The sequence below is a fragment of the Streptomyces sp. NPDC088747 genome (assembly GCF_044751025.1).
Lineage (GTDB): Bacteria > Actinomycetota > Actinomycetes > Streptomycetales > Streptomycetaceae > Streptomyces.
The window spans coordinates 148,271-161,104 of sequence record NZ_JBIVKZ010000015.1; the positions used below are offsets into that span (position 1 = coordinate 148,271).

14 protein-coding genes and 1 pseudogene are annotated in these 12,834 nt (G+C 71.2%); 5 read left to right on the forward strand and 10 right to left on the reverse strand.

Annotated features, from left to right (window positions below; translation table 11 throughout):
* Positions 1 to 5: 5 nt before the first annotated feature.
* The gene (locus ACIP79_RS30615; RefSeq protein WP_401228338.1) at positions 6 to 1,337 is read left to right on the forward strand and encodes a GH1 family beta-glucosidase; all 1,332 of its coding nucleotides are present in this window, start codon (positions 6 to 8) and stop codon (positions 1,335 to 1,337) included.
* A gap of 59 nt (positions 1,338 to 1,396) precedes the next feature.
* Here the strand turns inward: ACIP79_RS30615 and ACIP79_RS30620 are convergent, their stop codons facing one another.
* A complete protein-coding gene (locus ACIP79_RS30620) occupies positions 1,397 to 2,251 on the reverse strand; it encodes an NAD-dependent epimerase/dehydratase family protein (RefSeq protein WP_401228340.1) in 855 nt (284 codons plus the stop codon).
* A 123-nt stretch (positions 2,252 to 2,374) separates the two neighbouring features.
* Between ACIP79_RS30620 and ACIP79_RS30625 the strand changes: the two genes are divergently transcribed.
* Positions 2,375 to 3,208: a helix-turn-helix transcriptional regulator gene (locus ACIP79_RS30625; protein ID WP_401228342.1), complete on the forward strand. Its 834-nt coding sequence runs from the start codon at positions 2,375 to 2,377 to the stop codon at positions 3,206 to 3,208.
* 74 nt (positions 3,209 to 3,282) lie between these two features.
* Here the strand turns inward: ACIP79_RS30625 and ACIP79_RS30630 are convergent.
* A pseudogene (locus ACIP79_RS30630) lies at positions 3,283 to 3,439 on the reverse strand (cobyrinic acid a,c-diamide synthase); the annotation flags it as partial.
* On the reverse strand, positions 3,417 to 4,376 hold the full coding sequence (gene era / locus ACIP79_RS30635; RefSeq protein WP_401228344.1) for a GTPase Era: 960 nt from the start codon (positions 4,374 to 4,376) through the stop codon (positions 3,417 to 3,419). The gene era and the pseudogene ACIP79_RS30630, both read right to left, overlap by 23 nt.
* 146 nt (positions 4,377 to 4,522) lie before the next feature.
* On the opposite strand from era, the gene ACIP79_RS30640 reads away from it, so the two are divergent.
* The gene (locus tag ACIP79_RS30640; protein WP_401228345.1) at positions 4,523 to 4,861 is read left to right on the forward strand and encodes a P-II family nitrogen regulator; all 339 of its coding nucleotides are present in this window, start codon (positions 4,523 to 4,525) and stop codon (positions 4,859 to 4,861) included.
* Positions 4,862 to 4,951: 90 nt separating this feature from the next.
* Here ACIP79_RS30640 and ACIP79_RS30645 read toward each other — a convergent pair whose 3' ends face one another.
* The 7 genes from ACIP79_RS30645 to ACIP79_RS30675 all read right to left on the reverse strand — a co-directional run bounded on the left by ACIP79_RS30645 (position 4,952) and on the right by ACIP79_RS30675 (position 10,383).
* On the reverse strand, positions 4,952 to 5,428 hold the full coding sequence (locus ACIP79_RS30645; RefSeq protein ID WP_383684882.1) for a hypothetical protein: 477 nt from the start codon (positions 5,426 to 5,428) through the stop codon (positions 4,952 to 4,954).
* 358 nt (positions 5,429 to 5,786) lie between these two features.
* Entirely contained in the window at positions 5,787 to 6,155 is a 369-nt protein-coding gene (locus tag ACIP79_RS30650) for a cytidine deaminase (RefSeq protein ID WP_401228347.1), read from the reverse strand.
* A 76-nt stretch (positions 6,156 to 6,231) separates the two neighbouring features.
* Positions 6,232 to 6,591 (reverse strand): MmcQ/YjbR family DNA-binding protein, encoded by a 360-nt coding sequence (locus ACIP79_RS30655; protein WP_401228349.1) that lies wholly within the window; start codon positions 6,589 to 6,591, stop codon positions 6,232 to 6,234.
* On the reverse strand, positions 6,588 to 7,895 hold the full coding sequence (locus ACIP79_RS30660; protein WP_401228350.1) for a hemolysin family protein: 1,308 nt from the start codon (positions 7,893 to 7,895) through the stop codon (positions 6,588 to 6,590). The genes ACIP79_RS30655 and ACIP79_RS30660 overlap by 4 nt, the downstream gene beginning before the upstream one ends.
* A complete protein-coding gene (gene ybeY, locus ACIP79_RS30665; RefSeq protein ID WP_383684875.1) occupies positions 7,892 to 8,389 on the reverse strand; it encodes an rRNA maturation RNase YbeY in 498 nt (165 codons plus the stop codon). Before ybeY ends, ACIP79_RS30660 begins: the two co-directional genes overlap by 4 nt.
* 13 nt (positions 8,390 to 8,402) lie before the next feature.
* Complete coding sequence (locus ACIP79_RS30670) at positions 8,403 to 9,461, reverse strand: PhoH family protein (protein WP_401228352.1); 1,059 nt, start codon at positions 9,459 to 9,461, stop codon at positions 8,403 to 8,405.
* A gap of 130 nt (positions 9,462 to 9,591) precedes the next feature.
* Complete coding sequence (locus ACIP79_RS30675) at positions 9,592 to 10,383, reverse strand: IclR family transcriptional regulator (protein WP_383684872.1); 792 nt, start codon at positions 10,381 to 10,383, stop codon at positions 9,592 to 9,594.
* A gap of 132 nt (positions 10,384 to 10,515) precedes the next feature.
* On the opposite strand from ACIP79_RS30675, the gene ACIP79_RS30680 reads away from it, so the two are divergent.
* Together ACIP79_RS30680 and ACIP79_RS30685 are read left to right on the forward strand one after the other, a co-directional pair.
* A complete protein-coding gene (locus tag ACIP79_RS30680) occupies positions 10,516 to 11,490 on the forward strand; it encodes a 5-dehydro-4-deoxyglucarate dehydratase (protein WP_401228354.1) in 975 nt (324 codons plus the stop codon).
* A complete protein-coding gene (locus ACIP79_RS30685) occupies positions 11,487 to 12,782 on the forward strand; it encodes a glucarate dehydratase family protein (protein ID WP_401228356.1) in 1,296 nt (431 codons plus the stop codon). Before ACIP79_RS30680 ends, ACIP79_RS30685 begins: the two co-directional genes overlap by 4 nt.
* The last annotated feature ends 52 nt before the right edge of the window (positions 12,783 to 12,834 follow it).

Here is a 12,834-nt window from a genome sequence, read left to right on the forward strand (position 1 = left end):
TAAGGATGATCTCGCGCATGGCGACGAGTCCTCTCCCGCAGTTCCCGCCCGGCTTCCTCTGGGGCGTGTCCACCTCGGCCCACCAGATCGAGGGAGCCGCCGACGAACGCGCTCCCTCGGTGTGGGACACCTTCACCGCCGAACCAGGGCGCGTGAAGGACGGCTCCACCGCCGAGGTGGCCTGCGACCACTACCACCGCTACCGCGAGGACGTCGCACTCCTGCGCGACCTCGGCGTGGACGCGTACCGCTTCTCGATCTCCTGGCCCCGGGTGAACTCCCCCGGGGGCCTGGACTTCTACGACCGCCTGGTCGACGAACTCCGCGCGGCGGGCGTACGTCCGGTGCCGACCCTCTTCCACTGGGACCTGCCCGTCGGCCTCGACTGGCTGGACCGGTCGACGGCGGAGCGCTTCGCCGAGTACACGGCCGTCGTCGCCGCCCGTCTCGGAGACCGCGTCACGAAGTGGATCACCCTCAACGAGCCCGCCGAGCACACCCTGTTGGGCCACGCGCTGGGCGCCCACGCTCCGGGGAGGAAGCTGCTGTTCGACGCCCTGCCGGTGGCGCACCACCAGCTGTTGGCGCACGGCCTGGGCGCACAGGCCCTGCGCGCGGCCGGAGTCACCGACATCGGCATCGCCAACTCGCACGGGCCGACCTGGGCCGCGTCGGACAGCGCCGAGGACGTGGCGGCCGCCGACTTCTACGACCTGCTCCTCAACCGCCTGTTCGCGGACCCCCTCCTGCTGGGCCGCTACCCCGACGGCATCGCCGAACTGCTCCCCGGCGACGTCGAGGCCGACCTGAAGATCATCGCGGAGCCACTGGACTGGTACGGCGTCAACTACTACCAGCCGACGAAGGTGGGCGCCCCCCAGGGCTCGGAGATCGAGTTCAGCGGACTGACCCTGCCCGCCGAACTCCCCTTCTCGGTAAGGGAACTGGAGGGCTACCCGGTCACGGACTTCGGCTGGCCGGTGGTTCCCGAGGCCCTGACCGAACTGCTCACCGGCTTCCACGAGCGCTACGGCGACCGGCTGCCGCCCGTCGTCATCACCGAGAACGGCTGCAGTTGCGAGGGCATCGACGACCAGGAGCGGATCGCCTTCCTCGACGGTCACGTACGGGCCCTGCACCGGGCCCTGGAGGCGGGCGTCGACGTACGCGGCTACTTCGTCTGGTCGCTGCTCGACAACTTCGAGTGGGCGGAGGGGTACACCCGCCGCTTCGGCCTCGTGCACGTCGACCACGGCACGCTGGAGCGGACCCCGAAGGCGTCCTACGGATGGCTGCGGGACGCGCTGCGGGGTTCCCTGCGGGCGGCCAGGAGATGACCCCGGCGGCCTGCTGAAGCTGGTCCAGCACGCCGTGGACGGGCTCCCGGGCCGGGTCCCTAGAGCGCTCCGGCGTCCCGGGCCGCCCAGACGGTCGGGAAGAGCGGCCGGAAGCCGAGGTCCCGGCGGATCCGTTCGGCGGACATCACCCCGAACCACGGGTCGGGGTCCGTGCGGGTGTGGGCCTCGGCGGGGATCTCGACCCCGTTGAGCAGGTGCAGCTCCAGCGCGGTGACCGGGGCGTCGTCGGCGATGTTGTAGACGCGGCCGTCGATGCCCGGCGCGTGCAGGAGACGCAGCAGGCCCTGGGCGACGTCCGCGTGGTGGGCCATCTGGAGCCGCTGGGACGCCGCCCAGTTGCGGGCCCACATCAGGGACTGGGCCAGGTGCGGGTCCCCTTCGCCGTAGACGAAGGGAAGCCGCCCGATCCGTACGTCCAGGCCCTCCAGCGCGAGCAGCTCACGCTCGGCCTCGGCCTTGGACTCGGGGTAGGCGCCCCACATCTCGCCGCCGGGCCGGATCTCGTCGTCCTCGGTGAGCGGCCGGCCCCGCCCCAGGCCGTATACGACCCCCGTGCTGACCTGCACGAACCGTCGTACCCCGGCGGCCTGCGCGGCGCGGCCGAGATCCACGGCCGCGTCCCGGTTGATGGCCCACGCCTCCTCGTCGGGCACCCCGCGGAAGGACGCCGCGATGTTCACGACGGCGTGCACGCCGGCCACCGTCTCGCCGAGCGATCCGGCGTCCCGCAGATCCCCGACAACGACCTCCGCCCCGAGCTCCGCCAGCCGCTCGGCACGGGCCGCGTCCCGCACCAGGACCCGCACCCGCTCCCCCGTCCGGGCCTGCGCCAGCAGCCTCGGCGCGAAGCGTCGGCCGACCTGTCCTGTCGTTCCCGTCACCAGTGTCAACATGATCTGTTCCTCTCCGTCCGGTGCCACCAGCCTCGGACGGGATCGCGCCGGCCGGGAGAGACGCGTCGATCAGGGGATCAGCACTCCCTGGATAAGACGGGCGCCTTCGGCGACGCTGGAGGGGTGAACCGACCCGAACTCGCCGACTTCCTGCGCCGCGGCCGTGCCCGCCTGGAGCCCTCCGACGTCGGGCTCACGGCGGGCGCGCGGCGCCGTACACCGGGCCTGCGGCGGGAGGAGGTGGCGGGGCTCGCGGGGATGTCCGTGGACTACTACACGCGGCTGGAGCAGTCCCGTGGCCCGCGGCCGTCCCGGCAGATGCTGGGCGCGCTCGCGCGGGCGCTGCGGCTCAGCGGCGACGAGCGGGACCATCTCTTCCACCTGGTCGGCGAGGAGCCGCCGCGCTCCGAGAGCGCCTCCGCCCACGTCCGGCCCGGACTGCTGCTGATCCTCGACCGGCTGCACGACGCGCCCGCGCAGGTCGTCACGGACTACGGCGACGTCCTCGCCCAGAACGCGATGGCCGCGGCGCTGGCGGGCCACGCGTCGGCCGACCGCAACATCGTGCGCCGCTTCTTCACCGATCCGCGGGCCCGCGACCTCTTCCTGCCCGAGGACCGCCGGGAGCTGGCCCGCTCCCACGTCGCCAACCTGCGGGCGGTCACCGCGGCCCGCCCCGACGACCCGGGCCCGGCTCGCCTGGTGGCCGGACTCCGCGCCACCAGCGAGGAGTTCGCGGAGCTGTGGGAGGCGCACGAGGTCGCGGTACGCCGCTCCTCGGTCAAACGCTTCCGGCACCCGACCGTCGGTCTGCTCGAACTCGACTGCGAGATCCTGCTCAGTTCGGGCCACGACCAACAACTGATCGTCCACACGGCCCGACCGGGCACGGAGTCCCACCAACGCCTGCAACTGCTGCGCGTGATCGGCGTACAGGACCTGTCACCGAGCGGCTGACTCCCAGCCCGTCGACTCCCAGCCCGTCCGGCGTTTGAGGACGAGCGCGAAACGCGATGCGCGGGCCTGGGGGCGGCAGCCCCCGCCGAGCGGCTGACTCTCAGCCCGTCCGGCGTTTGAGGACGAGCGCGTCAGCGCGACAGGGGGGTCTGGGGGCGCAGCCCCCGGATACGGGACGGGAAGGGGCGGAGGGGGCGAAGAACGCCCGTCAGAACCCCAGCTTCCGCAGCTGCCGGGGATCCCGCTGCCAGTCCTTGGCGACCTTCACATGGAGGTCGAGGAACACCGGCGTACCGAGCAGCGCCTCGATCTGCTTACGCGACTTGATGCCGACCTCCTTCAACCGCTTGCCCTTGGGGCCGATGATGATCCCCTTCTGGCTGGGCCGCTCGATGTAGACGAAGGCGTGGATGTCGAGGAGCGGCTTGTCGGCGGGGCGGTCCTCGCGGGGCAGCATCTCCTCGACCACCACGGCGATGGAGTGCGGCAGTTCGTCCCGTACACCTTCGAGCGCGGCCTCGCGGATCAGCTCCGCGACCATGACCTGCTCGGGCTCGTCGGTGAGGTCGCCCTCCGGGTACAGCGCGGGCCCCTCGGGCAGCAGCGGGACGATCAGGTTCGCCAGCAGGTCCACCTGCTCGTCCCCGACCGCCGACACCGGCACGATCTCCGCCCACTCGAACCCGAGCTCCGTACCGAGCTGGTCGATGGCGATGAGCTGCTCCGCGAGCGTCCGGTTGTCGACCAGGTCGGTCTTAGTGACGATCGCGATCTTCGGCGTCTTCTTGATGGACGCCAGTTCCTTGGCGATGAACCGGTCACCGGGGCCGAGCTTCTCGTTCGCGGGCAGGCAGAAGCCGATGACGTCGACCTCGGCCCAGGTGGTGCGCACGATGTCGTTCAGCCGCTCGCCGAGCAGGGTGCGCGGCTTGTGGAGCCCGGGGGTGTCCACCAGGATCAGCTGCGCGTCGTCCCGGTGCACGATGCCGCGCACCGTGTGCCGCGTCGTCTGCGGCTGGTTCGCCGTGATCGCCACCTTCTGGCCGACCAGAGCGTTCGTCAGGGTGGACTTGCCCGCGTTGGGGCGGCCCACGAAGCAGGCGAAGCCGGCGCGGTGGTTGGCCTCGGACGGCTCGGATGACTCGGTACGAACGCTCATGGCGCCCATTGTCCCTGATCATCGGAGCCCTGCCGCACGCCGAGGCGGCCCGGACCTTACGACGCACCCCGGGACGGCCTACGATCACGGGGCCCGGGACACGGTTCCCCGGCCTCCTCACCCCTCCTCACCGCCCGGAAGGCCAAGGCCAAGGCATGAAGCTCATCACCGCGATCGTCAAGCCGCACCGCCTCGACAAGGTGAAGACCGCCCTCCAGGAACTCGGTGTGCACGGGATGACCGTCACGGAGGCCAGCGGGTACGGACGCCAGCGCGGCCACACCGAGGTGTACCGCGGCGCCGAGTACCAGGTGGACCTCGTCCCCAAGGTCCGTATCGAGGTGGTCGTCGACGACGCCGACGCCGACGCGGCCATCGACGCGGTCGTGGAGGCCGCGCGGACCGGCAAGATCGGCGACGGCAAGGTGTGGGCCGTGCCGGTGGACGCGGTGGTGCGGGTACGCACGGGCGAGCGCGGGCCCGACGCGCTCTGAGCCGGACGGGCGCACCAGGACCGGTGCCGCCGCACGCGGGCGGCACCGGTCCTGGTGTCCTGCGGTACTGCGGTACTGCTCCTGCCGTGCCTACTCGAACACGAAGGGACCCGGGGACTGCGGTCCGTTCGCGTTGCAGGTGATGGGGATCCCGAAGACCACCAGCTCCAGTGAGCCGCCGAAGGCCTCCAGGCTGTCACCGGGGGCGACCGTGCCGTCCAGGGGGCCCACCTCGACACCGCCGCCCGCCGGGATGGCGGGGTTCCTGGTGCCGCTGAAGACGGTGGTGCCGCCACTGGCCTTCACCAGGGTGAGGGTGGAGCTGACCGAGTCCTGGCCCAGGGCGATCGGGGTGGTGATCTCGGTGGAGGTGACCGTGATGGTCGCGGCCGTGCCGGTCTGCGTGGCCGTGAGGGTGGCCTCCCCGTCGCCGACGAGGCTGCATGTAGCGGTGATGGTGGCCGTCAGCGGGGTGACGGCGGCGGCGGTCGGCGCGAAGGCCAGGCCGGTCGCGGCGAGGGTGCCGGCGGCCAGCGCCGCGGCGCTTCCGAGTCGCTTGCGAATCATCGGATTCCCTTCCCTTGTACGGGAATTGCCATGTGGGGATGGAAGACGGTGTCGTCTCACGCCGGGCACACGGACGCGTCACCGGTACCCCGGTGAGGGTGCGGAGTCGATGTGTACGCGGGTCGGTCCGCGAGCGGCGCGACGTATCTGACGGCCCGTCGGAACTAGCGATTCCATTGAGTCGCGAGCGGCTGGGGACCGCAAGTCACTCCCCCGGATTTCCTCCAGGGTCAGGGAAAGTGGCCGAAGTTACCCTGGGTAAGGCCAGTTCCCGCCGGTCCGGCGGCCGGGGACATCAGCGCGATACGGGGCCGCGGGGGCGGAGCCGCCGGATACCGGACGGCAGGGGGCGAAGGGCTCAGCCCGCCTCGTTCCGGACGCGCACCGACCCGTCGGGCCCCGCCACCCACACCGGCGTGCCTGCCCCGCCGAGATCCCCCACGGCCGCCAGGTCCTCCGCCGTCGCCGTCGCCGCCTCGGTGACGACCGCCGCCGCCTCCAGCGACTTCGCCCCGGACGCCACCGCCATGGCCACCGCCGTCCGCAGCGCGCTCAGCCGCAGCGAGGGCAGCTCCACGCTCCCGGCGACATACGTACGCCCCGTCTCGTCCCGCACGGCCGCGCCCTCGGGCACGCCGTTACGGGCGCGGGCCGATCGGGCCAGGGTGACGATCTTGCGGTCCTCGGGATCGAGGTCGGGGGTGCCGGTCGCGGGGTTCTCGGTCATGGACCGAGCTTATCGAGCCGCCCGACCGGCGGTTTCCGGCGCCCTCCCACCGACCGGCGCCCGCACGGTGGTGGCCTCAGGGGCGGTCGAGGCGGAGCCGGTCGGCCTTCGGCAGGCCGGCGACGACCAGGTCGTACGAGTCCTCGACCAGCTCCCGGACCAGCCGGTCCGGGAGTCCGCCGTCCACCGTCACGGTGTTCCAGTGCCGCTTGTTCATGTGGTAGCCCGGGATGACCAGGCCGGGATGCTCCGCGCGCAGCCGTACGGCGTCGTCCGGGTCGCACTTCAGATTGACCGTCAGGGGCCGCGCGCCCAGGTTCGTCAGGGCGAACAGCTTCCCCTGCACCTTGAAGACCGAGGTGTCCGGGTTGAAGGGGAAGTCCTCGACGGTCGCGTTGAACGACAGACAGAGGGCGCGCAGCTCCTTCGGGGTCACTCCGGCTTCTCCTCCTCGACGGACTCCGCCTCGCCGCCCACCGGCTCGACGAGCACCGTGACGATCTTGTTCCGGCGGCCGGCCGCGGCCTCCGCCGTCAGCCGCAGTTCCCGTCCGTCGGGCAGCTCGACCACCGAGGACGCCCCGGCGATCGGAACCCGCCCGAGCGCCTTCGCGAGCAGCCCGCCGACCGTCTCCACGTCCTCGTCGTCGTAGGCCTCGAAGCCGTACAGCTCGCCGAGGTCGCCGATGTCGAGACGGGCGGTGACGCGGTAGCGGTCGTCGCCGAGCTTCTGGACCGGCGGCAGCTCACGGTCGTACTCGTCCGTGATCTCGCCGACGATCTCCTCCAGGATGTCCTCGATGGTGACGATGCCGGCCGTGCCGCCGTACTCGTCGATGACGACGGCGACGTGGTTGCGCTCCTGCTGCATCTCGCGCAGCAGGTCACCCGCGTTCTTCGTGTCGGGCACGAAGGTCGCGGGCCGCATGGCCGTGGACACCAGCTCGCTCTCGGCGTCACGGTTGATGTGCGTCTTGCGCACGAGGTCCTTCAGGTACACGATCCCGACGATGTCGTCCTCGCTCTCCCCGGTTACGGGAATGCGCGAGAAACCCGAGCGCAGCGCCAGGGTGAGGGCCTGCCTGATGGTCTTGTACCGCTCGATGACGACCAGGTCCGTGCGCGGCACCATCACCTCCCGTACGAGGGTGTCGCCCAGCTCGAAGACGGAGTGCACCATGCGGCGCTCCTCGTCCTCGATGAGCGACTCCTTCTCGGCGAGGTCGACCAGTGCGCGCAGCTCGGCCTCGGAGGCGAACGGGCCGCGCCTGAAGCCCTTGCCGGGCGTGAGCGCGTTGCCGATGAGGATGAGGAGCGGCGGGATGGGGCCCATGATCCGCGCGAGCGGAAGCAGGACGTACGCCGCCGCCGTCGCCGTGTTCAGCGGGTGCTGGCGGCCGATGGTGCGGGGCGAGACGCCGACCGCGACGTAGGAGACGAGGACCATCACGCCGATGGCGACGGCGAGGGACTCCCAGGTCTCGTCGAACTGCTGGAGGCAGGCGTACGTGACGAGTGCGGCGGCGGCCATCTCGCAGGCGACGCGCACCAGCAGCGCCACGTTCAGATAGCGGGTGGGGTCCTCGGCGACCCGGGCGAGCTTGGCGCTGCCGCGCCGCCCGGACCGTACGGCCTCCTCGGCGCGGAAGCTGGAGACGCGCGCGAGGCCGGCCTCCGCGCAGGCGGCGAGCCAGGCGACGACGACCAGCAGGACGGCGCCTGCGACGAGTTGAGGGCTCATGACACGGTCGGGGCCGGCGAGGGACCCGTCATCCCCTTGTCCGCGCGCCAGCCGTCCACGATGGCCGCTTGGAGACCGAACATCTCGGCCTTCTCGTCGGCTTCCTCGTGGTCGTAGCCGAGCAGGTGCAGCACTCCGTGGACGGTCAGGAGCTGGAGCTCCTCGTCCATGGAGTGCTGCGTCTCGGCGTCCTTGCCCTGCCGCTCGGCGACCTCCGGGCAGAGCACGATGTCACCGAGCAGACCCTGCGGCGGCTCGTCGTCGTCCTTGGACGGGGGCCGCAGCTCGTCCATGGGGAACGACATGACATCCGTCGGACCCGGCAGGTCCATCCACTGGATGTGCAGCTGCTCCATGGCGTCGGCGTCCACGACGATCACCGAGAGCTCGGAGAGCGGGTGGATGCGCATCCGCGCGAGTGCGTAGCGGGCGATGTCGAGGATCGCCTGCTCGTCGACCTCGGTTCCGGACTCGTTGTTGACGTCGATCGACATGGCGCTGTGGTGTCTACTTCCCTCTGTGAGCGCGGCCCTTGTGCGTGCCGTTCTCTGTGCCGTTCTCGCTGTCGTACTTCTCGTACGCGTCGACGATACGGCCGACGAGCTTGTGCCGTACGACGTCGCTCGACGTGAGCCGCGAGAAGTGCACGTCCGGGACACCGTCCAGGATGTCCTGGACCTGCCGCAGCCCCGACGCCGTCCCGCTCGGCAGGTCGACCTGGGTCACGTCACCCGTGATCACGATCTTCGACTCGAACCCGAGCCGGGTCAGGAACATCTTCATCTGCTCGGCGCTGGTGTTCTGAGCCTCGTCCAGGATGATGAAGGCGTCATTCAGAGTTCTTCCACGCATGTACGCCAGCGGTGCGACCTCGATCGTCCCGGCCGCCATCAGGCGCGGGATCGAGTCCGGGTCGAGCATGTCGTGCAGCGCGTCGTACAGGGGCCGCAGGTAGGGGTCGATCTTGTCGTACAGGGTGCCGGGGAGGAAGCCGAGCCGCTCGCCGGCCTCCACCGCGGGGCGGGTGAGGATGATCCGGCTGACCTGCTTGGCCTGGAGCGCCTGGACGGCCTTCGCCATGGCGAGGTACGTCTTGCCGGTGCCGGCGGGGCCGATGCCGAAGACGATGGTGTGCTTGTCGATGGCGTCGACGTACCGCTTCTGGTTGAGCGTCTTGGGGCGGATGGTGCGGCCCCGGGAGGACAGGATGTTCTGCGTGAGGACCTCGGCAGGGGTCTCCTGGCCGTCGCCCTCCCCGTTCTCACTCGCTCTGAGCATCGCGATCGAGCGTTCCACGGCGTCCTCCGTCATCGGCTGCCCGGTGCGGAGCACGAGCATCATCTCGTCGAACAGACGCTGGACGAGGGCGACTTCCCCGGCGTCGCCGACCGCGCTGATCTCATTGCCCCGGACATGGATGTCGGCCGCCGGGAAGGCCTTCTCGATCACGCGCAGGAGGGCGTCGCCTGATCCCAGCACCGTGACCATGGGGTGGCTCGCGGGGACCGTGAAGTGCGCTCGTGCCTGCCCCTGCGCGGGGGTCTGTGCTGTGGGTGTCTGAGTCATGGGCCGGCTCTGAGGCCTGCTTTTCCTCCTCGATCGGCACGCTTGCCACGGGGGCAGCCTTGCGATTCCAAGAGTACGACCCCGCACTGACAAGGACGTAGGGCTTTTCACCGCGACCTGCGGTGCCGTGTCAGCGCCAGCGCGGGGCGCCCGCTCCCCCCGGCGTCGCCGCCTCGATCCTCGCCCGGATCTCACGCATGACCGTGATGATCCGGTCCTCGTGGGCGGGGGTCAGCCGGACGACGGGCACCGAGCAGCTGACGGCGTCCTGGGCGGGCACGTCGTACCGCAGGGCGAAGCCGAAGCCGACGATGCCGAGGACGCCCTCCTCGCGGTCCACGGAGTAGCCGCGGGCGCGGGTCCTGGCCAGGTCGGCGGCGAGGTCGTCGCGGCGGGTGCGGGTGTGGGGGGTGGCGGGCGGATAGGGGCCCTCGGGCAGCTCGTCGTCGGGGCGTTCGGCGAGCAGGGCCTTGCCGAGGGCGCCCACGTGGGCGGGCAGCCGGCGGCCCACCCGGCTGATCGTGCGCAGGTACTCGTGCGACTCGCGGGTGGCGAGGTAGGTGACGTCCGTGCCGTCGAGCCGCCCCAGGTGGACCGTCTCGCCGAGTGCCTGGGAAGCCTCGTCGAGGTAGGGACGGGCGGCGCGCACCCGCGGGTCGGAGTCCAGGTAGCTGGTGCCCGTCAGCAGGGCGTGGATCCCGATCCCGTACAGCGACCCCGTGACGTCCGTGCGCACCCAGCCCCGGCTGATCAGGGTCTGGAGCAGCGCGTACATCGAGCTGCGGGGCACTGCGAGCGCGTCCGCGAGCTCCTGGAGGCGGGCCGGGCGGTCGCCCCGCTCGGCCAGCAGTTCCAGCAGCTCGACCGTGCGCGCGGCCGACTTCACCTCGCGCACTCCGCGCTCGTCAGTGGGTTCCGGCATGTGCAGATCGTAGGCGTGAGCGCCGGTGCCATTGACGGCTGCCGTTCGCGTACCTAACCTCCATCTTCATACGTAGACACGATCCCTATCCGTACCCGGAGACCGGGACAGCAGATCAGGACGGCGGAGACGATGGCGGGGACGACCGCGGACATGCGCAGAGAGGCCGTCGTGGAGCGGCTGCGGGACGGGATGGCACGCGGTGTGCTGTCGTTCCCGCTCACCAGCTTCCACCGCGACGGCTCCCTCGACCTCGACGGCTTCCGTGCCCATGTGGAGGCACAGATCGCCACCGGCCCCGGCGCCGTCTTCCCCGCCTGCGGCACCGGCGAGTTCTTCTCGCTCGACGAGGACGAGTACCGGCGGGTCGTCACCGCGACCGTCGAGGTGGCCGCCAAGCGCCTGCCCGTGGTCGCCGGGACCGGGTACGGCTGGGCGCAGGCGGCCCGCTTCGCCCGCATCGCCGAGGAGGCGGGCGCCGACGCCCTGCTCGTGCTGCCGCACTATCTCGTCGAGGGTCCGCAGGAGGGACTCGTCGCACAGGTGGAGCAGATCGCCCTGCGCACCCGGCTGCCGCTCATCGTCTACCAGCGCGGCCAGGTCACGTTCAGCACCCGCTCGCTGGAGCGCCTCACCCGCGTCCCCGGCGTCATCGGACTCAAGGACGGCCACAGCGACCTCGACCGGTTGCAGCGGCTCACCCTCGCGGCCCCCGAGGGGTTCCTGTTCTTCAACGGGGCGGCCACCGCGGAGATCCAGGCCCGCGCGTACGCCGCTGTCGGCGTCCCGGCCTACTCCTCGGCCGTGCACGCGTTCGCGCCCGAGATCGCCGGCGCGTTCTTCACGGCCCACCGGGATCGCGACGACGCGGCCATGGACCGGCTGCTGCGCGACTTCTACATCCCCTTCGTCGAACTCCGCGACCGCCGGACCGGCTACGCCGTCTCGCTGGTGAAGGCCGCCGCCCGGCTGCGCGGCCGTCCCGTGGGCCCCGTCCGCGCGCCTCTCACCGACCCGTCACCCGCCGACCTCGCCGACCTGGAGAAACTGCTCGCCGCCGGACTCGACCTCGTGTCGTCCCCCACTCCCGTAGGAGTCGCCCAGTGACCCGCGACCTGACCATCGGCGAAGTCCGGCTGACCCCGATCCTGGTCGCCGACCCGCCGCTGCTCAACACGCAGGGCGTGCACCAGCCCTACACCCCCCGGCTGATCGTGGAGGTCGTCACGGCGGACGGGGTGACGGGTGTCGGCGAGACCTACGGCGACAGCAAGTACCTGGAGCTCGCCCGGCCGTTCGCCGGGAAACTCGTGGGCCGTCAAGTCACCGATCTGAACGGGCTGTTCACCGTCGCCGACGAGGTGGCCGTCGACCAGGGCCGGGTCGCCACCCGGATCGACGTCGGCGGACTGCGCGGCGTCCAGACCGCCGACAAGCTGCGGCTGTCCGTGGTCTCCGCCTTCGAGGTGGCCTGTCTGGACGCGCTCGGCAAGGCACTCGACCTGCCGGTGCACGCGCTGCTCGGCGGCAGGGTGCGGGACGCGGTGGAGTACAGCGCGTACCTCTTCTACAAGTGGGACCGGCACCCGGAGGGGGTCAGGAGCGAGAGGGACGACTGGGGCGCGGCGCTCGACCCGGCCGGAGTCGTCGAGCAGGCGCGGAAGTTCACCGAACGGTACGGATTCACCTCGTTCAAGCTCAAGGGCGGCGTCTTCCCGCCCGACGAGGAGGTCGCCGCCGTACGGGCGCTCGCCGAGGCCTTCCCCGGGCACCCGCTGCGTCTCGACCCCAACGGCGCCTGGTCCGTGGAGACCTCGCTGAAGGTCGCCGCGGAACTGGGCGACGTACTCGAATACCTGGAGGACCCGGCGCTCGGCACCCCCGCCATGGCGGAGATCGCGGCGCGCACCTCCGTCCCGCTCGCCACCAACATGTGCGTGACGACCTTCGCGGAGATCCAGGAGGCCTTCACCAAGGGGGCCGTGCAGGTCGTGCTGTCCGACCACCACTACTGGGGCGGACTGCGCAACACGCGTGAACTGGCCGCCGTCTGCCGCACGTTCGGCGTCGGCGTGTCCATGCATTCCAACACCCACCTCGGCATCTCACTCGCCGCGATGACCCACGTCGCCTCGACGGTCCCGAACCTCCACCACGCCTGCGACTCGCACTACCCCTGGCAGTCCGAGGACGTGCTGACCGAGCGCCTCACCTTCGAGAACGGCTCCCTCAGGGTCTCCGACGCACCCGGCCTCGGCGTCGAGCTGGACCACGACAAGCTGCGGTTCCTGCACCAGCGCTGGCTCGATGACGACGGCATGCTGCACGACCGCGACGACGAGGCCGCGATGCGGATCGCCGACCCGGAGTGGGTGACACCGGCCGTCCCCCGCTGGTGACCCGGCGCGCTCGTCCGGTACTGACGGGACAGCGGGCGCGGGCGTGCTCACC